17 protein-coding genes are annotated in these 20,017 nt (G+C 71.6%); 4 read left to right on the plus strand and 13 right to left on the minus strand.

Going from position 1 to position 20,017, the window contains the following annotated elements; all coding sequences use genetic code 11:
- The first annotated feature begins 110 nt into the window (after positions 1 to 110).
- A complete protein-coding gene (locus tag ACH4S8_RS15240; RefSeq protein WP_398393887.1) occupies positions 111 to 2,699 on the plus strand; it encodes an ATP-dependent Clp protease ATP-binding subunit in 2,589 nt (862 codons plus the stop codon).
- Between the two features lie 93 nt (positions 2,700 to 2,792).
- Positions 2,793 to 3,071, plus strand: a complete 279-nt coding sequence (locus ACH4S8_RS15245; protein WP_398393889.1) for a hypothetical protein — start codon at positions 2,793 to 2,795, stop codon at positions 3,069 to 3,071.
- A gap of 131 nt (positions 3,072 to 3,202) precedes the next feature.
- Here the strand turns inward: ACH4S8_RS15245 and ACH4S8_RS15250 are convergent, their stop codons facing one another.
- Positions 3,203 to 3,667, minus strand: a complete 465-nt coding sequence (locus tag ACH4S8_RS15250; RefSeq protein WP_398393891.1) for a GreA/GreB family elongation factor — start codon at positions 3,665 to 3,667, stop codon at positions 3,203 to 3,205.
- Between the two features lie 256 nt (positions 3,668 to 3,923).
- Between ACH4S8_RS15250 and ACH4S8_RS15255 the strand changes: the two genes are divergently transcribed.
- Together ACH4S8_RS15255 and ACH4S8_RS15260 are read left to right on the plus strand one after the other, a co-directional pair.
- Complete coding sequence (locus ACH4S8_RS15255; protein ID WP_398393893.1) at positions 3,924 to 6,236, plus strand: FdhF/YdeP family oxidoreductase; 2,313 nt, start codon at positions 3,924 to 3,926, stop codon at positions 6,234 to 6,236.
- A gap of 118 nt (positions 6,237 to 6,354) precedes the next feature.
- Positions 6,355 to 7,116, plus strand: a complete 762-nt coding sequence (locus ACH4S8_RS15260) for a phosphatase PAP2 family protein (RefSeq protein WP_398393895.1) — start codon at positions 6,355 to 6,357, stop codon at positions 7,114 to 7,116.
- A gap of 26 nt (positions 7,117 to 7,142) precedes the next feature.
- On the opposite strand, the gene ACH4S8_RS15265 is transcribed toward ACH4S8_RS15260, so the two are convergent.
- The 12 genes from ACH4S8_RS15265 to ACH4S8_RS15320 are packed head-to-tail and all read right to left on the minus strand — an operon-like array spanning position 7,143 to position 20,016.
- Positions 7,143 to 8,468: a glutamate-1-semialdehyde 2,1-aminomutase gene (locus ACH4S8_RS15265; protein WP_398393897.1), complete on the minus strand. Its 1,326-nt coding sequence runs from the start codon at positions 8,466 to 8,468 to the stop codon at positions 7,143 to 7,145.
- Positions 8,469 to 8,475: 7 nt separating this feature from the next.
- Positions 8,476 to 9,027 carry a dTDP-4-dehydrorhamnose 3,5-epimerase gene (rfbC, locus tag ACH4S8_RS15270; RefSeq protein WP_398393899.1) on the minus strand — a complete coding sequence of 184 codons (552 nt, stop codon included), beginning with the start codon at positions 9,025 to 9,027 and terminating at the stop codon, positions 8,476 to 8,478.
- Positions 9,024 to 10,256, minus strand: a complete 1,233-nt coding sequence (locus ACH4S8_RS15275) for a polysaccharide pyruvyl transferase family protein (RefSeq protein WP_398393901.1) — start codon at positions 10,254 to 10,256, stop codon at positions 9,024 to 9,026. The genes rfbC and ACH4S8_RS15275 overlap by 4 nt, the downstream gene beginning before the upstream one ends.
- The gene (locus ACH4S8_RS15280; protein WP_398393903.1) at positions 10,253 to 11,200 is read right to left on the minus strand and encodes a glycosyltransferase family 2 protein; all 948 of its coding nucleotides are present in this window, start codon (positions 11,198 to 11,200) and stop codon (positions 10,253 to 10,255) included. The genes ACH4S8_RS15275 and ACH4S8_RS15280 overlap by 4 nt, the downstream gene beginning before the upstream one ends.
- Positions 11,197 to 12,486: a hypothetical protein gene (locus ACH4S8_RS15285; RefSeq protein WP_398393905.1), complete on the minus strand. Its 1,290-nt coding sequence runs from the start codon at positions 12,484 to 12,486 to the stop codon at positions 11,197 to 11,199. Before ACH4S8_RS15285 ends, ACH4S8_RS15280 begins: the two co-directional genes overlap by 4 nt.
- Before the next feature lie 5 nt (positions 12,487 to 12,491).
- Entirely contained in the window at positions 12,492 to 13,745 is a 1,254-nt protein-coding gene (locus tag ACH4S8_RS15290; protein WP_398394119.1) for a DUF4910 domain-containing protein, read from the minus strand.
- 32 nt (positions 13,746 to 13,777) lie between these two features.
- Entirely contained in the window at positions 13,778 to 14,803 is a 1,026-nt protein-coding gene (locus ACH4S8_RS15295) for an NAD-dependent epimerase/dehydratase family protein (RefSeq protein WP_398393907.1), read from the minus strand.
- A gap of 3 nt (positions 14,804 to 14,806) precedes the next feature.
- The gene (locus tag ACH4S8_RS15300) at positions 14,807 to 15,454 is read right to left on the minus strand and encodes a PIG-L deacetylase family protein (RefSeq protein ID WP_398393909.1); all 648 of its coding nucleotides are present in this window, start codon (positions 15,452 to 15,454) and stop codon (positions 14,807 to 14,809) included.
- The gene (locus ACH4S8_RS15305; RefSeq protein ID WP_398393912.1) at positions 15,451 to 16,281 is read right to left on the minus strand and encodes a glucose-1-phosphate cytidylyltransferase; all 831 of its coding nucleotides are present in this window, start codon (positions 16,279 to 16,281) and stop codon (positions 15,451 to 15,453) included. Before ACH4S8_RS15305 ends, ACH4S8_RS15300 begins: the two co-directional genes overlap by 4 nt.
- The gene (locus ACH4S8_RS15310; protein ID WP_398393914.1) at positions 16,278 to 17,513 is read right to left on the minus strand and encodes a methyltransferase domain-containing protein; all 1,236 of its coding nucleotides are present in this window, start codon (positions 17,511 to 17,513) and stop codon (positions 16,278 to 16,280) included. Before ACH4S8_RS15310 ends, ACH4S8_RS15305 begins: the two co-directional genes overlap by 4 nt.
- A complete protein-coding gene (locus ACH4S8_RS15315; RefSeq protein WP_398393916.1) occupies positions 17,513 to 18,781 on the minus strand; it encodes a glycosyltransferase in 1,269 nt (422 codons plus the stop codon). Before ACH4S8_RS15315 ends, ACH4S8_RS15310 begins: the two co-directional genes overlap by 1 nt.
- Positions 18,782 to 18,783: 2 nt before the next feature.
- Positions 18,784 to 20,016, minus strand: coding sequence for an O-antigen ligase domain-containing protein (locus ACH4S8_RS15320; RefSeq protein WP_398393918.1), 1,233 nt, complete (start codon positions 20,014 to 20,016; stop codon positions 18,784 to 18,786).
- Between the last annotated feature and the right edge of the window lies 1 nt (position 20,017).

Consider the following 20,017-nt stretch of genomic DNA (forward strand, 5'->3'; position numbering starts at 1 on the left):
GGGGAACACCGCAGGCCAGGAGCTGTGCGGCGCGGACGGCCGCTCCGGTTGCGGAGCAATAGGCGCCGCGAAATGGTGGAAAGGACTAGTCGTCGCACCGGGAGCTGTCCATGTCGATGTCGTCCTACGGTTTCGGCTCGTCCGACCCCTTCGGTGACCTCCTGAACCGCTTCTTCGGGATGTCGCCCGCCTCCTCCCCGCCGGCGGTGCAGCGCGTACCCATCGGAAGGCTGCTGACGGAGTCCTCGCAGGAACTGCTGAACCTGGCCGCACAGCGGGCCCAGCAGGACGGGACGCCCGACCTCGACACGGAGCATCTGCTGTGGGCCGCCACGAAGGTGGAACCCTCGCGCTCGCTGCTCGCCCGCGCGGACCTGGACCCCGACGCGCTCGCGGTCCAGCTGGCCGAGGTGCTTCCCCGGGAGAGCAGCGAACCGTCCTCGGAGCCGGGACTGACCCCGGCGGCCAAGCGCACCCTCGCCGCCGCGTACGCCCGCTCGCAGGCGGCCGGTGTGTCCTACATCGGCCCCGAGCACATCCTCGCCGCCCTGCTGAGCGACGCCGACACCGGTGCCGCGCAGCTGCTGCGCGCCGACGGGCAGGACGCGCAGAAGCTGGCGGGTCTCACGGAACGCACGGCCCGTCCCGAGAGCCGTCCCACCGATCCCGACAAGCCCGCCACGACCCTCGACGAGTTCGGACGGGACCTGACGGAGGAGGCGAAGGCCGGCCGGCTCGACCCGGTCGTCGGGCGTGCCGAGCAGATCGAGCAGACCATCGAGATCCTCTCGCGGCGGTCCAAGAACAACCCCGTGCTCATCGGCGAGCCGGGCGTCGGCAAGACCGCGATCGTCGAGGGACTCGCGCAGCGCATCGTCTCCGGCGACGTCCCCGACACCCTCAAGGGCAAGCGGGTCGTCTCGCTCGACCTGTCCGGCATGGTGGCCGGAGCCCAGTACCGCGGGCAGTTCGAGGAGCGGCTGAAGAAGGTCATCGAGGACGTCCAGGCCTCGGACGGGGAGATCGTCCTGTTCATCGACGAACTGCACACGGTCGTCGGCGCGGGCGCGACCGGCGAGGGCTCGATGGACGCGGGCAACATGCTCAAGCCCGCGCTGGCCCGCGGAGAACTGCACGTCGTGGGTGCGACGACCATCGACGAGTACCGCAAGTACGTCGAGAAGGACGCCGCCCTCGAACGGCGCTTCCAGCCGGTGATGGTCCCGGAGCCGACGGTCGAGGAGACCGTGCAGATCCTGGAGGGACTGCGCGACGCGTACGAGGCGCACCACCAGGTCCGCTTCGCCGACGGCGCCCTGGCCGCCGCGGCGGAACTCTCCGACCGCTACATCAGCGACCGGTTCCTGCCCGACAAGGCGATCGACGTGATGGACCAGGCGGGTGCCCGGGTGCGGCTGCGCAGCGCGAGCCGCTCGACCGAGGTCGCCGAACGCGAGGACCGCATCGCGAAACTGCGCCGTGAACGCGATCAGGCCGTGGCCGCCGAGGACTTCGAGCGGGCCGGGGAGCTGAAGGGGCGGATCGCCGAGGCGGAGGGCGAACTCGCGGGCATCGAGGAGCGGCGCGCCGGTGTCGTCTCGGTGACCGCCCGTGACATCGCGGACGTCGTCTCCCGGCGCACCGGCATCCCGGTGTCCCAACTCACCGCCAGCGAGAAGGAGAAGCTCCTGAGGCTGGAGGACGAGATGCACTCCCGGATCGTCGGCCAGGACGAGGCGGTCACGGCCGTCTCGCAGGCCGTGCGCCGCAACCGGGCGGGCATGGGCGATCCGAACCGCCCCGTGGGTTCCTTCCTCTTCCTCGGCCCCACCGGCGTGGGCAAGACGGAGCTGGCCAAGACCCTTGCCGAGCAGCTGTTCGGCGACGAGAGCCGCATGATCCGCTTCGACATGAGCGAGTTCCAGGAGAAGCACACGGTCGCCCGGCTCGTCGGCGCGCCTCCCGGCTACGTCGGATACGACGAGGCGGGGCAGCTGACCGAGAAGGTCCGCCGGCAGCCGTACAGCGTCGTGCTGTTCGACGAGGTGGAGAAGGCGCACCCCGATGTCTTCAACACGCTGCTGCAGATCCTCGACGACGGCCGCCTGACGGACGGCCAGGGCCGTACCGTCGACTTCCGGCACTGCGTCGTGATCATGACGTCCAACATCGGCGCGCACCGGATCCTGGACCACAAGGGCGATGTGTCCGATCTCAAGGACGCGTTGATGGACGAGCTGCGGACCCGGTTCCTGCCCGAGTTCCTCAACCGCATCGACGACATCATCATCTTCCACGGCCTGAAGGAGGACGATCTGGCCGAGATCGTCGAGCATCTCCTCGGGCGCAGCGAACGCCGGGTGCACGCGCAGGGCATGAAGCTCGAGGTGACGGACGCGGCCAAGAAGCTGCTGGTCGCCCACGGCCACCAACCCGAGTTCGGGGCGCGCCCGTTGCGGCGCACGATCCAGACGGAACTCGACAACGGCATCGCGGAGCTCCTGCTCGGAGGCGAGGCCGAACCCGGCGACACGATCGTCGCCGACGACCGGGACGGCTCCGTGCGCTGCATCGTGCGCAAGGGTTCCTCGGGCGGCGGCACTTCGGACGACGGCGCCCGGGGCGACGGCTCCCCGGGCGGGAGCACGGAGGTGGAGCAGGGCGGCCGAGCGCCCGCCGGCGACACACGGAACGAGTGATCGACGCACGACGAAGGACGGGACGGAGGACTCCTGACACCGAGGACGTACCCGGGCGCACCGACGCCGGGTAGTCGTTTGAGGAGGCTGCGCATGACGCACCACAAGTCCAACCGGGCTGTCGAAGGCGATCCGGAGCACGCCCACAACAGGGGAATGCCCCTGCGGTCCGACGACGACGAACTCCACGCACGTACGGTCCGTGAGCGGCGGGAAGCAGGTCTGCTCGGCGGACCCATGGAGGATCCCGAGGCCGCATACCGGCGCGAGCGGGTGGAGATCGACCTGGAGGTGGGTTCCGGCCGGATCCCGACGGGCAACCTCACCCGGCGGAACCGGGCCCCCTACCCGCCCTCCAGCTACGGGGACTGAACTCCCCACGGGAAAAGCGCCGTCGGCGCGGGAAACGCACCGTCGGACCCCGGCGCGCGGCTCCGGTCGGCCACTGTCCGGTGGCCCGGGAAGACCACGGCTTCCCAGTGGTCCGGGAAGACCACGGATGTCTAGTGGCCGAGGGAGACCACGAGCGCGCTTCGGGGTCCTTCGGGTGCCCGGAAATTCACGGTGTCGCCCGCCCGGTGACCGAGGAGGGCGTGGCCGAGCGGGCTGTCGGCCGTCACGAGGGTCCGGTCCAGCACCGCGGCGCCGTCGCCGATCTGGACGGTGTCCGTCGTACCGTCCGAGAACCGGACGGTGACCGTGCTGCCCACACCGACCGTGTCCGTGGGCGGCGGACCCGCCACCTCCGCCTGGGCCAGCCGCGTGGTGATCCGCGAGATCCGGTCGTCCAGACGCCGCAGATCGTCCGCGCGCTGCAACTCGTCGGCCGCGTCGGCCTGGTCGCCGACCTCGGCGTCCGAGTCCCGCAGGGTCGCCGCGACCGATGCGCGTTCGGTGCGGAGGTCCGCGAGTTCCTGCTCCAGTGCCTGCCGGGCGGTCTTGCTGATCGGTGCCGGTTCGCCGGACATGCCTGCTCCTCGGTGTACGAGAGATGACGTGGAACGGAGTGATATCAGCATATCCACGCGCTTCTATGTACCAACGGGTCGGATCGCGGTGAAATGTGATGTATGGAATCGTGGGTCACCGGAGTTCAGGACGCTTCGTGCTGTCCTGCGAGTGAGGGAGGTCCCATGTCCTCGAAGCGACGCCGCAAGAAGAAGAGCCGCCGCAAGCACGCCGCGAACCACGGAAGACGACCTCAGTGCTAGCTCGGTGAGACCCTTGAACGCATCCCAGGACGGACAGGACGGCCGGACGCCCCATGTAGGGCCCGACCCACGGGGCGAACCCGAGTTCCATCCGTACCACCACCCGGCCGCCGGCTGGGGTGCGGCCAAGAGCGTGAGCCAGGTCCTGGTGCGCGAACGCGCCCTCGTGGACGGCCCCCGCGCGATCATGCGCATGAACCACGAGAACACGGGCTTCGACTGCCCCGGATGCGCGTGGCCCGACGACACCAAGGGCCTGCACCTGGACATCTGCGAGAACGGCATCAAGCACGTCACCTGGGAGATGACGGGCAAGCGGGTCGGCCGCGAGTTCTTCGCCGCGCACTCGGTGACCGAGCTGTCCACCTGGAGCGACTACGACCTGGAGGACCAGGGCCGGCTGACCGAACCCATGGTCTACGACCCGGAGTCGGACCACTACGTGCCCGTCAGCTGGCGCGACGCGTTCGAACTCGCCGGGCGTGCCCTGCGCGAACTCGACGATCCGGACCAGGCCTCCTTCTACACCTCGGGCCGGCTGGGCAACGAGGCCACGTTCCTCTACCAGCTGCTGGCCCGCGAACTGGGCACCAACAACCTGCCCGACTGCTCGAACATGTGCCACGAGGCCAGCGGCCGGGCCCTCACGGCCTCGCTCGGCACCGGCAAGGGGACCGCCGATCTCAAGGACTGGGAGACCACCGACGCCCTGTTCATCCTGGGCGTCAACGCGGCCTCCAACGCGCCCAGGATGCTCACCGCCCTGGCCGAGGCCTACCACCGCGGCGCCCAGATCGTGCACATCAACCCCCTGGTCGAGGCGGCCGCCACCCGGACCATCGTCCCGCACGACTTCACGGACATGGCCGTCCTCAAGTCCACCCGGACCAGCACCCTGAACCTCCAGCCGCGCATCGGCGGCGACATGGCGCTGATACGGGGGATGGCCAAGGCGATCCTGGAGCAGTCCGAGACCGATCCCAAGGCTCTGGACCGGGAGTTCATCGACCGGCACACGGCGTACTTCGACAAGTACCGCGCCGTGTGCGAGGCCACCTCCTGGGACGCGATCGAGCGGCAGTCCGGGGTCGGCCGGGACGGCATCCTCGAGGCGGCGCGGGTGTACCGCGACGCCGACCGCTCCATCGTCAGCTGGTGCCTCGGCGTCACCCAGCACGAACACGGCGTCGACACCGTGCGCGAGATCGTCAACCTCCTGCTGCTGCGCGGCAATCTGGGCCGCGAGGGCGCCGGTCCCTCACCGGTGCGCGGCCACAGCAACGTCCAGGGCAACCGGACGTGCGGCATCGACCACCGGCCGGGCGCGGAGTTCCTGGACCGGCTCGGCGAGGTCTGCGGGATCGACCCGCCCCGCGAGCACGGCATGGACACCGTCGCCACCATCCACGCCATGCACCGCGGCGAGGTGAAGGTGTTCGTCGGCATGGGCGGCAACTTCGCCCTCGCCGCGCCCGACACCCCGTACACCTACGCGGCCCTGCGTAACTGCGACCTCACCGTCCAGGTGAGCACCAAGCTCAACCGCAGCCACCTCGTGCACGGCCGCCGGGCGCTCGTCCTCCCGTGTCTGGGCCGCACCGAGAAGGACCACCAGCGCGGCGGCGTCCAGAGCACCTCGGTCGAGGACTCGATGAGCATGGTGCACCTGTCCGTCGGCATGAAGCGCCCGGCGTCGAAGCAGCTGCTGTCCGAGCCCGCGATCATCGCCGGCATCGCACGCGCCGCGCTCCCGGACAGCGACACCCCCTGGGAGTGGTACATCGAGGACTACGACCGCATCCGCGACACGATGGCCCGGGTCCTCGACGGGTTCGAGGACTGCAACCGCCGGGTGCGCCTGCCGCTCGGGTTCCGTATCAAACAGCCCGCCCGCGAACTGGTCTTCCTCACCCCCTCGGGCCTGGCCGAGTTCTCCGCCGCCCCGCTGCCCGACGTGGTCCCCGCCCCCGGCACCCTGGCGCTGGGCACCATGCGGTCCCACGACCAGTGGAACACCACGATCTACTCGGATAACGACCGCTACCGGGGCGTCAAGAACCTGCGCACGCTCGTCTTCATGAACGAGGACGACATGCGCGAACGCGGTATCTCCGAGTTCACCCCGGTCCGCATCGTCAGCACCGCCAAGGACGGAAGCCACCGCAGCCTCGACGGCTACCGGGCCATCCCGTACGACATCCCCCGCGGCTGCGCGGCGGGGTACATGCCGGAGATGAACGTGCTCTGCGCGATCGGCGACTACAGCCTCCAGAGCGACCAGCCGTTGATGAAACACGTCAACGTCACCATCGCGCCGTGCAGTTGAGATTTCGCGAAGTGTTGACCCGCGAGGCCGCCGATGACGGTGTGCCGCGACCGCTTCGTTGGCTAGGGTGACAAAGGCTCGCCGCGCGGGCCAAGCCGGACACAACGGGGGTGTGTCAGTGGGGAGTTGGCGTCGAGCGCAAGCCGCCGCGGTACCCCCGGCGCTGCGCACGTTCCTCGGTCTCGTCGCCGCCCTCGCCGCGCTGGTCGTCCTGGTGCTCGGGATCCTGTACGCCGGTGACAGCACACCCGACGCACTGGACGCGCGCCTCGGGGCGGAGGCGTACGACGTGGGGCAGTCGTGGCGGAACGTCGCCCTGGCCCTGGACTTCCTGGGGGAGCCGGCGGGCTCGGTGGCGCTGGTCACGGCCCTCGTGACGGGCTGCCTGCTGCTTCGGCGCCCTCGCACGGCGGTGCTTCTCGTCGCCGGCACCGCCACGTCCGTGGGAACGGCGACGCTGCTCAAGTCCCTGGTGGGACGCACCATCCACGGCGACAACCTGTCCTACCCGAGCGGGCACACCGCCTTCGCCACCACGCTCGCCCTCGTGGTGGCGCTGACGGCGGCCGGCCGGCCCGGCCTCGGCAGGCCGGCCGGCACGTCACTCGTGCTCGCCTCGGCGGTGTCCGCCGGCACCGCCATGGGCTGGGCGGAGGTCGCGCTGAGCGCGCACTACCCGACCGACGCCCTCGGCGGCTGGTGCACCGCGCTGGCGGTGACACCGGCGACCGCGTGGCTGGTCGACAAGGCGGCCGACCGGGTGACCGCCCGCACGGCCGGCCGACGGGCCGGAGGACCGGATGACGACCGGCCGTCGGACCCGACGGCCGGGCGCATGACCGGGCGCATGGCCGAAGCCGGTCGCGGGGAACACCGTTGATGTCACGTCATGTCAGGTCGCACCCATCACACCAGGCGGCGGAACACCGGCTTCACCGGCCGTCCGGCCAGCCAGGACGCCGGGTCGGCGGCGTCCAGCGCCTTGCGGTACACCGCACACGCCTGGGCCACCACGTCGACGGTGTGATCGATGTCCGCGTCGTCGAGCGCGCTGCTCACCACGAACGACGGGGCCAGTACCCCGCCCGCGAGGAGCCGGCGCAGGAACAGGGTGCGGTACTCCTGCGACGGCTGCCCGTTCTCGTCGAGGGTGGCGAAGACCAGGTTGCTGGCCCGTCCCCGGACGACGATGTGGTCGCCGACGCCCATGGTGGCCGCGGCCTCGCGGACACCGGCGGCCAGCCGCTCGCCGAGGGCGTGCAGCCGCGCGGTGACGCCCTCCTCGACGTAGGTGTCGAGCACGGCCATCGCGGCCGCCAGGGAGTGCGTCTCCGCGCCGTGCGTGGTGGACAGCAGGAACACCCGGTCGCCGGAGTGACGCAGCCCGCCCAGCTCCATGAGCGCCCGGCGCCCGGCCAGCGCGGAGACGGCGAATCCGTTGCCCAGCGCCTTGCCGAACGTGGAGAGGTCGGGCACGACGCCGTACAGGCCCTGGGCGCCCGCCTCGGACCAGCGGAAGCCGGTGATCATCTCGTCGAAGACGAGGACGCAGCCGTGCCGGTCGGCCAGCTCGCGCAGCCCGGCGAGATAGCCGGGCGGCGGCTCGGTGTGGGTGGCGGGTTCGAGGATCAGACAGGCGATCTCGTCCGGGTACCGGGCGAACAGCTCCTCCGTGGCGGCCAGATCCCCGTAGGGGAACGTCACGGTCAGCTCGTTGGTCGCCGCCGGAATGCCGGCGGACATCGGCGTGGTGCCGATGAACCAGTCGTCGACCGAGAAGAACGGATGGTCGGCGCACAGGGCCACCCTCGGGCGCCCGGTGGCCGCGCGGGCGAGGCGTACCGCCGCGGTGGTGGCGTCCGAGCCGTTCTTCGCGAACTTCACCATCTCGGCGGTCGGCACCGTGGCCAGGAAGCGTTCCGCGGCGTCGACCTCCACGATCGACGGCCGGACGAAGTTGCTGCCGCGGCCGAGTTCCCGTCGCACCGCCTCGGTCACGCGCGGGTGCGCGTGACCGAGGCTGACCGACCGCAGACCGGAGCCGTACTCGATGTAACGGTTCCCGTCGACGTCCCACACGTGGGCACCGTTGCCGTGACTGATGACCGGGGCCAGATTCTCGGGGTACTGGTCGTCGCCCTTGGCGTACGTGTGCGCGCCACCGGGGATCATGGCGTGCAGTCGCTCGTTCGCCCTCCGCGACAGGGGCAGGGTGAGCTCTTCGGTGTCCACGCGGACCTCAACTCTCTTCGTGCTTCAGGACTTCGGCGAGGCTCGGTGCCTCCCGGTCCCGTCGGGACATCGAGGTGACCGGCAGCGGCCAGGGAATGGCGAGCTCCGGGTCGTCGAAGGCGATCGTCACGTCCTCGGCCGGATCGTGCGGGCGGTCGATCCGGTACGAGGTGTCGGCGCTCTCGGTCAGCGACTGGAAGCCGTGCGCGCACCCCGCCGGGATGTACAGGGTCACCTGCGTCTCGCCGGACAGTTCGAACGTGGCCACGTTGCGATACGTCGGCGAGTCCGCCCGCAGGTCCACGACGACGTCGAAGATCCTCCCGTACGAGCACCGCACGAGCTTGGCCTCGCCGGCGCCGGAGCGCAGGTGCAGGCCGCGCAGCACGCCCTGGGCCGAGCGGGACAGACTGTCCTGGACGAAGGAGTCCGGGTCGAGGCCCACCGAGCGGACGACGTCGGAGTCGAAGGTGCGGCAGAAGAAGCCGCGTTCGTCGGCGTAAGGCGTCGGCTCGAACAGGTACGCGCCGGCGATCGTCGGTACTTCGGTCGCTTTCACGGTGCCTCCCGCAGGGCGTCGGCGTCGTCGGTCGCCGGGTACAGGACCGCCGTCAGAGCGGCGAACTGGTGGTCGAGACGCCGGACGGCGTCCTGGTTCCGCTCGGTGAGGGTCCGCCGCGCGTCCGCGGCGTTCTTCTCCAGCGCCCGGAACTGTTCGAGCAGCCGGTCGGTGTCGACCTCGCGGGCCGGATGGCTGTAGGTGTCCAGCCCCATCAGGGCCATGAGCGCGTCGCTCTTGGCCGCGTAGCTGAGCGCGAGCGTCGGCGTGCCGGCCCGCAGCGCGCAGATCAGGTTGTGGTACCGGGTCGCCACCACGGTGTCGGCGGCCGCCATCTCCTTCATCACGTCGGCCAGCGAGGCCGCCTCGGCGACGGTGACCAGCGGCGAGTCCACCGCGTCGAGGATCGCCTCGACCACCGGCGCGTCCACGTCGTCGCCGGTGACCAGCCGGACCGGCCTGCCCTCCTCGACCAGCGCGCGGACGAACCGGGTCGTCCCGTCGAGGTAGCGCCGGTGGATCTCCTCGGCCCGGGCGCGGTCGTCGTCGCTGCCGTGGAAGGCCATGACGCCGACACAGACCAGGCCCGGAGCCTCGGACGGCGTGCCCGCCGGCGGCGCCGGCAGGGAGAACGCGATGTCCGGGTAGACCTCGTCGCGTGCGGTGTCCACCCCCATCGCCCGCATGGCGTCGCGGGACGGGGCGTCACGGTACGACCGGTACGCGGCCATCCGCGCCGACCAGCGCACCAGGGTCCGGGTCGCGCGGTTGCCGATCGGGGCGGCGCCGACACCGACCAGCGCGACCCGGGTGCCGGACAGCCGGCCGGCCGCGCAGAGCAGGAACAGCGCGTACGGGAAGCCCCAGGGCCGCAGCGGCAGCGTGGCCTCCAGGACGCCCATGCCGGGGACGATCACCACATCGTGCTTCCGCACCCAGGAGGCGGTGCGGAAGACGTCGACGAACTTGCCCAGGCCCTTCCCCACGACCGCGCCCGCACGCGACGCGGTCCGGTACTCCCCGCGGTACCAGTGCAGCCGCGTCGCGGGGATCCCGTACCGGGCCGTGACGGCCTCGGGCCCGCCGCACAGCGCGTCCACGGCCGCCTCCGGGTGCCTGTCCCGCAGGTACCCGAGCACGGCTTCCAGCGACCCGTCGTTGCCGAGGTTGCCGGAGCCGAGCAGCCCGAACATCCCGACCCGTACCGGAGTTCCGTCCGCGGCCGTCACGACCGCCTCCCCTCACGGCCGGCGACCAGGGCGTCGACGGAGACGGCGAGCCGGTCCGGGTCGACCGGGGCACGGTCCTCGACCCGCTCGCCGGCACCCGGCCGGACCCGGCTGGTCATCCACGAGGCCAGGTGGCGGTAGCACGCGCGCCGGTCGGCCGGGGACAGCGGCGCCCGCCGGATCGCCGAGGCGAAGCCCCAGACGTACTCGGCGAGCAGCCGGGGCGTCGGGTGCAGCGGGCCCGCCCGGCGCGGGTCCAGGTTGACACACCGGGACCGCTTGCTCGGGTTCGCCCGCTCGGCCCTGGTGGGGTGGTCGCGGCGGAAGTACAGCAGTTCGGGCACCTGGTGGAAGGGCCCGTGCAGGGTGATCTCGGCGACGTAGGTGCGGTCCGCGTGGTGGTAACTGTCCATCGGTTTCACCCGGCGCAGCCTGTCGGCCCGGAACACCCCGTAGAAGTCGTCGCCGCCGGGCTCGAACAGCAGACTGCGGAAGCGCTCCGGCGCGCTCGGCGAGTCGGTGGCGAGGGTGTACTCGTAGGGGACCTTCACCTTGCCGTCGCCGTCGATGACGGCCTGGCCGGTGTGCGCGAGGATCATCTCCGGCCGTTCGTCCAGGGCCTCCACGCACAGCCGCAGCAGGTCCCGGCCGTACAGGTCGTCGTGCGAGGCCCACTTGAACAGCTCGCCCCGCGACTCGTTGAACACATGGTTGTGGTTCGGTGTGGCGCCGATGTTCTTCGACAGCCGCAGATACCGGATGCGCGAGTCCTTCGCCGCGTACCGGCGGCAGATGTCCTCGGTCCCGTCGGCCGAGGCGTTGTCGGAGATGACCAGCTCGAAGTCCTCGTAGGTCTGGCCGAGCAGGGCGTCGAGCGACTCGGCCAGGTACTCCTCGCCGTTGTAGACGGGCAGGCCGATGCTCAGCCTGGGTTGCGCGGTCATGACGTCCTCACTTCGGGGATCGGTTCTTGAGCGTGCTCGCGCAGGGCGGAGCGCAGTTGCAGCCACCACACGGCCGAGCCGCTGACGGTCGCGGCGGCGACGCCCCAGGCCGAGCCGACCGCGCCGGCGGCGGCCGCGCCGCCGAGTCCGCCGCCGACGTAGCAGACGGAGGCGAACAACTGGCAGCGCAGGCTGCGCCGGGCCGCGCCGAGCGCGCGCAGCCCGGCCGCCGCACCGGTGCCGAGGCCCGCGCCCGCGACGCCGAGGCTGATCGCCACGATGAGCGGGGAAGCGGAGTGCCAGACGTCGCCGAGTGCCATCTCGCCGAGCCGGCCGGGTATCAGCAGCAGCGCCGCGCCCCAGAGCAGCGAGCCGGCGGCCTGTCCTCCGCCGAGGAGCAGGCAGAACCTGGCCAGCCGGTGCGGGGCCCGGCGCAGTACCCGTGCCGCCTCCGGGACGGTGACCAGGGAAAGTCCCATCAGTACGGCGAGGAACGGGCCCATGAGGAGCTCGGCGCCCCGCACGGCTCCCACCGCGCTCACCCCGACGATCGCGCCGACCCCGTACGCCCGCAACTGGCTCGCGCCGCTGAGGCTCACGTTCTCGACCAGGTAGCGGTAGCCGAGGTCGCGCTGCTCGCGCAGCCATCCGCGCGCCTCCGCCATCCGGGGCCGGATGCCGGACTGGACGCAGCCGTAGCCCGCCGCCACCGTGGCGGATGCGCCCCAGGCGAGCACGAAGGCGGCCACACTGCCCACACGGGCGGCCACCACCATGGCCGGGATCAGGGCGACACCCCACACGACGTCGTTGAGGAACGCCTTTCGCCCGGTGCCCGCGGCGAAGAACGAGTACCTCCAGGCGTCCTGGAGCAGCAGTCCCGGCAGCATGACACCGAGGGCGGCGAACGCGGGCCCCACGCGGCCGCCGAGGCCGAGCCCGGCCGCCAGGGACACCACGCCGAGCACGGCGCCCACGCCGAGCGCGGTACCCGTCGAGCGGCCCACCGCCCCCCGCCAGGCCGGGCCCGGCGGGCCGCTGAAGCGCACCGTGAGCGGATCGGTGGCCAGCCCGCGGGAGACGTTGAGCACCACGCCGTACGTCACCCAGGCGAGGCTGAACACGCCGAACGCGGTCACCCCGAGCGAGCGGGCCACGTAGAGGCCCACCGCGAAGTTGCTCACGCTGGAGGCCGCCTGGTCGGCCAGTCCCCAGGACAGCCGGCCGACGAGGGCACGCTTGGCGGACCCCGCCGGTGCCCTCGTCGTCTCCCCCTCCGTGGTCACGGGCCTCACGCCTTGATCAGTTCGGCGCCGCGCAGGGCGTCCGCCGCGGTGGCGACGGTGTCGAACGGCAGCCCGGACCGCTCGGCCACGTCCAGCAGCGAGTGCTCGCCGTCGGAGAGGCTGAGCACCCACAGCATGGCCATCTGCGCCTGCTTGGTGTCGCTGCGGCCGCCGAGCGCGTCGTACAGTCCGCGCCGGCCCAACTGCGGCTCGCCGTAGGGACTGAGGTTGACGTACCGCCGGTTGCGGTCCAGGACGCCGAACGCCTCGCGGCACACGGCGAGCGTGTCCGCCATCGCCTCCGGGGAGACGAAGTCCGGGTTGTCCGCGGAGGTGTGGTACTCGGGATAGCCCGCGTACGGGGTCCGGCTGAGCGAGCCCACGCCGAGGTCGAACCCGGGCGAGCAGTACTGCCGCTCGTCGTAGCCGTACGGCGTGAACTCGTCGATCCGGTGCGGGCGTTCGGAGGCAGCCAGCACGTGCCGCAGCACCCGGTCGATCTCCGCGTCGCCGCGCCGGCTCTGCTTGTACGTCAGATCGCCCCGGTCGCCCGCGCAGGCCAGCACGAGGCCGTGCTTGACCTGTTCCACCCGCTCGACGTTGCGGGCCAGCCAGGTGATCGCCCCGATCGTGCCGGGCGCGAAGATGAACCGGTAGGTGTAGTACGGGTTCTGCTCCGCGAGCGCCCGCGCCAGGTACGTCGCCACCGCGACGCCGGCCAGGTTGTCGTTGGCCAGCGACGGGTGGCAGACGTGGCAGGAGACGATCACCTCGTCGGCGACCTGCCCGGGGACGACGTGCTCGGCGTAGGTGAGGTGGCCGTCGGCGAGGGTGGAGTCGATCCGCACCTCGTACTCGCCGTCCGGCATCGCGTCGAGGGTCTCCTGGGACAGGCAGAACCCCCATTCCGGCTTGTAGTAGCTGGTGCGGTACGGCACCCAGGACGGGTGGTCCGGCAGGGTGTGCAGGTGCCCGCGCAGCTCGGACAGCGGCACGGTCGCCGACACCGGCACGCTGTAGCCGAGCACGTGCAGGCTGGACGCGGCGAAGTCGACGACCCGCCTGCCCGTGCCGTCGGCGACGTACGCGTCCCGGATGTTCCACTCCTGCGGAACCGTCCAGTCGAGCACCTGTGTGCCCGTGGGCACCTCGTGCACCGTGAGCGGGATGTACTCGCCGACGATGTCCAGGGTGGCGCGCACCCCGTCGCCGGTGATGCTCCGGCACAGCGGGTACATCCGCCGCACCAGTTCGTGCATCTCCTCGCCGACACCTCTTTTTACACGCGTGGTCACCGGCGCCACCGCAGGGTGTCGTCGACGGTGCCCGCCTCGGAGGCCGCGCGCAGCACGGCGAGCCGGGTGAAGCGTTGCTCGAAGGCCTCCCGGGTCAGCCCGTGCTTCCGGTAGGCGTCGGCGAGTTCGAGCGCGCCCCGCTTCACCGACCACTCGCAGTCGAAGCCGGGGATCGCCGTGCGGAACCGGGAGAAGTCCACCCGGTACGACCGCGGATCGGCACCGTTCTCCCCGGTGATCACCACCTTGGCGCCGGACACCGCCTCGGCGACCTGCTCGGCGATCTCGGCGACCGTGACGTTGTTGGTCTCGCTGCCGATGTTGAACGCCCGGTCGTGCACCGCTTCCCGGGGAGCGGCCAGCGCGGCCGTGAAGGCCCGGGCGATGTCGGCGGCGTGCACCAGCGGACGCCAGGGGGTGCCGTCGGACAGGACGAGCACCTCACCGGACAGCAGGGCGTGCCCCACCAGGTTGTTCAGCACGATGTCGGCGCGCAGCCGGGGCGAGTAGCCGAAGGCGGTGGCGTTGCGCATGTACACCGGGCTGAAGTCGCCGTCCGCCAGCTCGTGCAGATCGTCCTCCACCCGCACCTTGGACTCCGCGTACGGCGTCACCGGGCGCAACGGCGCCTCCTCGGACACGAGTTCGTCGCCGCCGGCGGCGCCGTAGACCGAGCACGTGGACGCGTACAGGAAGCGCCGCACCCCGGCCTCGCGGGCGAGGCGGGCCAGCTTCACGGACGCGTGGTGGTTGATGTCGTAGGTGAGTTCCGGCGCCAGCGACCCCAGGGGGTCGTTGGACAGCGCGGCCAGGTGGATCACGGCGTCCACCCCGGCCACGTGTTCGGCCGTGACGTCACGCAGGTCGACCCGGGGCCCCGGCGGGTCGGCGGGCGCCGGGCCGAGCACGCAGTCGGCGAACAGGCCGGAGTCCAGTCCGACGACCTCGTGCCCGGCGGCCGTGAGGACCGGGGCCATGACGGTGCCCAGGTAGCCCTGGTGCCCGGTCAGCAGTACGCGCAAGGTTCATTCCCCCAGGTCGAGAGTGAGTTTGGTGACGGCGAACGCCTCGGCGTAGCGCGCGTTGCTTTCGATACCGCGGATCCGGGCGAGCCCGAGGAAGGCCTCCCGGTCGTACCAGGGCCGGTGCTGCTGCGAGGGGTAGTGCTCCTGCAGCAGCCGCACCTTCTGTTCGGCGATCTCGGGCGACAGCGGCTGGTACGCCACCGGACGGCCGAGATCGCCGTCCCACTTGACGATCTCGTAGCCGAGCACGAGGTGGTCGCGGAACGCCGTGGTCATGAGTTTCGCCAGGCCGCGGTGGTCCTGGTGCGCGTCCTCGGTGCGCGGGGCCAGGACGAGATCCGGCTCCGTCCCCGCGCGCAGCTCCTCGACCGCGCCCTTGGCCTCGTCCCAGTGCGCGGGCAGTCGGCCGTCCGGCAGTTTGTGCACGGTCAGCCTGAGGTCGGCGCCCGGGCAGAAGGCGGCGAGCGCGGCCCGCTCCTCCTGCTCCCGCTCGCCGCCACCGCCGGAGAGCACCAGCGCGTCGACGCGGACGCCCGGCCGTGCCTGACACAACGTCAGCAGCGTTCCACCGGCGCCGATGGCGATGTCGTCGCAGTGCGCGCCCACCGCGACGATCCGGTTCAGGGGCCCCGCCCCGAGCCGGATCACGCGGTCCCCGCCCCGGCGCCGGCCCGGCTCGCGGGCACGCGTGCCCCGGTGCCGCCGTGCTCCCACACGGCCCACGGGCGCTCGCCCCGGGTGTAGGCGTCGTCGAGCGCGGCCCGTTCCTTCACGGTGTCGGTCGGCTTCCAGAACCCGCGGTGCTGGTGGGCCACCAGCCGTCCCTGCTTGGCCAGTTGGGCGCAGCCGTCGGCGACCAGGTCCCCGTTCTCCGGGATGTGGTCGAAGACCTCCTGGCGGAGCACGAAGTAGCCGCCGTTCTCCCACAGCGGCATGTCGCTCACCGCGGTGATGCCTCCCACCAGGCCGTCCTCGCCCAGGTCCACGCAGTGGAACGAGGACTGCGGCGGCACCACCATCATCGACGCTCCGGCGTCACGCCGGGCGAAGTTGTCGATCATCTCCGGCAGCGGGGCGTCGGTGAGCACGTCGGCGTAGTTGGCGAGGAACATCTCGTCGCCGTCCAGATGATGGCGCACCCGGCGCAGCCGCTCCCCGATCGGCGACTCGATGCCCGTCTGCGCGAACGTGATCGTCCAGTCGGCGATGTCGGTGGACAGCAACTCGGGCCGCCCGCCCCGCAGTACGAAGTCGTTGGACGTCGTCTCCTCGTAGTTGAGGAAGAAGTCCTTGATGTGGTGGGCCCCGTACCCGAGGCACAGGATGAACTCCTTGTGCCCGAAGTGCGCGTAGTAGCGCATGACATGCCAGATCAGCGGGCGCGGGCCGACCATCGCCATCGGCTTGGGCACGTCGTCGGAGGTGCCGTTGCGCATGCGCATCCCGTAGCCGCCGCAGAACAGTACGACCTTCATGCCTTGACCTCGACAATGCTCAGTTCCGGAATGGGGAAGACCAGGCGGCCGCCCCAGTCGTGCACGAAGGACAACTGCTCGGACAGCTCGGTCCGCAGGTTCCACGGCAGGACGAGGACGTAGTCCGGCTTGTCGGCGGCGATCTGCTCCGGCGCCAGGATCGGGATGCGGGTGCCGGGGGTGAACCTGCCGTGCTTGTACGGGTTGCGGTCGACCGTGTACGCGAGCAGGTCGGGCCGGATGCCGCAGTGGTTGAGCAGGGTGTTGCCCTTGCCCGGGGCGCCGTAGCCGACGACGCGCTCACCGCGCTCGGCCGCGTCGATGAGGAACCGCAGCAGGTCCCGGCGCACCTTGGCCACCCGGGCGGAGAACTCGGTGTACCCGGACAGGTCCTGGAGCCCGGCGGCCTTCTCCCGGTCGAGGACCTCGGCCACCCTCGCGGACGGCTCGCCGGCCACCTCGGCCGGGCGGGCCCACAGCCGGATGGAGCCGCCGTGCGTGGGCAGCAACTCGACGTCCACGAGCGTGAGTCCGCCGCTCGCCAGCGCCCGGATCGCGGACGCGACCGTGTAGTACTGGAAGTGCTCGTGGTAGATCGTGTCGTACTGGTTCTCCTCGATCAGGGTCAGCAGGTGCTGCACCTCGATCGAGACCCAGCCGTCGTCGGCGACCAGGGCGCGCAGCCCCTGGGTGAACCCGACCACGTCGGGGATGTGCGCGTACACGTTGTTGGCCACGACCAGGTCCGCCGGGCCGTGCTCGGCGCGGACGGCCGCGCCGGTGCCGGGAGACAGGAACTCCGTGAGCGTGGGCACACCCGCGTCCCGCGCGGCGGCACCGACGTTCACCGAGGGCTCGATGCCCAGGCAGCGGATCCCGCGGTCCACCACGTGCTTCAGCAGGTATCCGTCGTTGCTCGCGACCTCGACCACGAAGGCGTCGGGGCCGAGACCGGCCTTCTCCACGGCGCCGTCGACGAACGTGCGCGCGTGCTCCACCCAGGAGGTCGAGAAGGAGGAGAAGTACGCGTACTCGCTGAACGTCTCCTCCGGTGTGATCAGCGGTGGGATCTGCGCGAGCCAGCAGTTGGTGCACACCCGCAGGTGCAGCGGGTACGCCGGCTCCGGCTGGTCCAGTTGGTCCGCGGCGAGAAAGCTCTCGCACGGCGGGGTCGCCCCGAGATCGACGACGCTCGCGAGCGACGCCGCGCCGCAGAGTCGGCAACGTGACATCAATTTCCCCCATCCCGCTCGCCCGGGTGCACCCGCGACGAGCCCGTTCTTTCCCCTACCGGCGGCGGGCCGTCCCCGTCGCCGGACCGCACCGCGATCGCGGTGCGGTACCCCTCCACCAGGCGCTCCAGCCCGACGGCCGGGCTGAAGTCCTTCTCGTACCGGCGCCGGGCCGCCTGTCCCATCTCCCGGTTGCGGACCTGCCCGGCCGTGATCAGGCGCAGGCAGGACGCGAGCGAGCCGGGCTCGCCCGGCCGGTGCAGCAGTCCGGTCACCCCGTCCTCGACGAGTTCGACGAAGGCGCCGTGACCGGCGGCGACCGCCGGGACCCCCGCGGCCATCGCCTCCACCACCACCAGGCCGAACGCCTCCAGCCAGGTGGAGGGAGCCACCACGGCCACCGACCGCGCGATGGCCCGCCGGCACTCCTCCTGGCCGTACAGGCCGACGTAGCGCACGTCGTCCCGTCCCGCCGCCCAGTCGGCCACCTCCCGCTCCAGGGGCCCCGTTCCGGCGATCATGAGCGGCACGCCGATTCCGCCGCCGGAGGTGATCTCGTCCCACGCGGCCATGAGCAGCCGTACGCCCTTGGCCTCCGCGAGCCGGCCGAGGTAGAGCAGATGCTCGCCGTCGCCCTGCCGGCGGTCACCCGGCTCGGGCACGAAGTTGTGCTTCACCGCCAGGCGTTCGGCCGGCATCCCGGCCCCCACGAGGACCTCGCGCTGCGCCGCCGAGATGCAGAAGAACCGCTCCACGCCGGACCACCAGCGCCGCCGGTTGGCCGACAGGCTGACCGCGAGCGGCACGGTCGCCAGCCGGGAGCCGCGGTAACAGCCGTGCCGGACCGCGGGCAGCGGTGTGGAGCCGACGCACTCGGTGCACGGCCGGCCGTCCCGCTGCAGCGTGCCGGGCGGACAGACCTGGGTGTAGTTGTGCAGGGTGGCGACGGCGGGCACGCCCGCGTCGGCACAGGCGGCCAGCACCGCGGGCGACAGCAGCGGGAACACGTTGTGGACGTGCACCACGTCCGGCCGCTCGGCGCGGAGCCTGGCGGCGAGTTCCTTGCGGACCGCCGGGTTCCACGGCACCAGCAGCGGCAGCGCGGCCTTGGCCGGCAGGGACAGGGCGCCGATGTCGTCGCTGCGCCGCTCGAACAGCTCGACCTGATGGCCGGCCCCGCGCAGCAGCGCCACCTCCTGGTCGACGACCTTGTTCTCACCGCTCGGCTGCGCCGAGGCGTAGCGGTTGTGCACCACGAGGACGTGCATGCTCAGCCCACCTCCGATCTCTGGGCCCAGCGCGGGACGCGCCGTCGGGGCACTTCGGGTACCGGCAGGGGAGCGGCCGGGGCGGGCGTCGCCAGCAGTGAGGCGGCCACGGCCAGATGCAGCAGATACGGCGAGGCGTCGCCCAGTCCGGCCTCGGTGTACGACGCCATCGCGCAGTAGCTGATCAGGAAGATCGCGCAGGCCCGCTCCAGCGACGGCGGCCGCAGCAGCGCGACCCCGCCCAGCACGACGAGGAACGCCGCCACCAGGCCGACGCCGATCACGCCCTGCTCGTTGTAGACGGCCAGCCAGCTGTTGTCGATCGGGAGCCCGTCGAACGACTTGTCGCCCAGGCCGTGGCCGAACAGGTACTCGGTGGTGGTCCGGGGTGCTGTCAGCAGGGCGTGCCAGACCTTGGCCCGGCCGGTGAGGCTGGAGAAGTTCTCCTGGCTCTGCCCGCGCAGGAACCACGTCTGCAGCGCGGAGGCGAACCCCACCGCAGCCACCGTGGCGATCACCACCGCCCTGGTGAAGAACCGGCGGGCGGCGCCGCTGGTCAGCATGAGCGAACCGATCGCCAGCACCAGCCCGACGAGCAGGCCGAGCGTGGCCGTCCGGGTGTGGGTCAGGGCGAGCAGGACGAGCGAGGGCACGATGACCACGGCCGCGCTGGTCCGGTCGGTGCGACCGCCCAGGAGGAGCAGCACGGTCAGCCCGATGATCACCGCCGCGTACTGTCCGATCTGCGGCGGGGTGAGCGGCCACAGCGCGCCGACCAGCCGTCCGCCGTACAGATCCGGCAGGGCGGCACCCGGTGAGGCGATCAGCCCGGCGGCCACCGTGCCCAGCACCGCCAGGTACATCCGGATGTGGTGCCGGACGAAGGTCGTCCCGCCGTCCCACCAGCGGCTGAGCAGCCACAGTGTGCCGACGAACAGGGAGAGCCTGAAGCAGCGGAACAGCGCCCCGAACCCGGACTCCAGATGCACGCTGGAGATCACGCTCAGCACCAGCAGCAGGGTGAGCAGGAACAGATAGGCGCCGGCCCGGATCCGCAGCCGGGCATTGACCGTGAGGGCCAGCGCGAACGCGGTGACCAGCGCGCCCATGGTGACCATCTGGATGAGCGAACGGGGCAGCGGGACGATGGTCTTCGCCCCGGCGGAGCCGAGCGTGTTGAGGATCAGCAGTCCCCAGACGGTCCCGACGATCTTCGGCGTGTGGTCGGTACGCATC

It is taken from the genome of Streptomyces sp. NPDC021080, assembly GCF_044333225.1.
Classification (GTDB): domain Bacteria; phylum Actinomycetota; class Actinomycetes; order Streptomycetales; family Streptomycetaceae; genus Streptomyces.

What these genes read in the sequence shown, in the direction of transcription:
- ACH4S8_RS15305 (WP_398393912.1), bottom strand. Translation starts at nt 16,281, where the DNA reads ATGAAGGTCGTACTGTTCTGCGGCGGCTACGGGATGCGCATGCGCAAC.
- ACH4S8_RS15240 (WP_398393887.1), top strand. Translation starts at nt 111, where the DNA reads ATGTCGATGTCGTCCTACGGTTTCGGCTCGTCCGACCCCTTCGGTGAC.
- ACH4S8_RS15245 (WP_398393889.1), top strand. Translation starts at nt 2,793, where the DNA reads ATGACGCACCACAAGTCCAACCGGGCTGTCGAAGGCGATCCGGAGCAC.
- ACH4S8_RS15310 (WP_398393914.1), bottom strand. Translation starts at nt 17,513, where the DNA reads ATGTCACGTTGCCGACTCTGCGGCGCGGCGTCGCTCGCGAGCGTCGTC.
- ACH4S8_RS15290 (WP_398394119.1), bottom strand. Translation starts at nt 13,745, where the DNA reads ATGCACGAACTGGTGCGGCGGATGTACCCGCTGTGCCGGAGCATCACC.
- ACH4S8_RS15250 (WP_398393891.1), bottom strand. Translation starts at nt 3,667, where the DNA reads ATGTCCGGCGAACCGGCACCGATCAGCAAGACCGCCCGGCAGGCACTG.
- ACH4S8_RS15320 (WP_398393918.1), bottom strand. Translation starts at nt 20,016, where the DNA reads ATGCGTACCGACCACACGCCGAAGATCGTCGGGACCGTCTGGGGACTG.
- ACH4S8_RS15315 (WP_398393916.1), bottom strand. Translation starts at nt 18,781, where the DNA reads ATGCACGTCCTCGTGGTGCACAACCGCTACGCCTCGGCGCAGCCGAGC.
- ACH4S8_RS15280 (WP_398393903.1), bottom strand. Translation starts at nt 11,200, where the DNA reads ATGACCGCGCAACCCAGGCTGAGCATCGGCCTGCCCGTCTACAACGGC.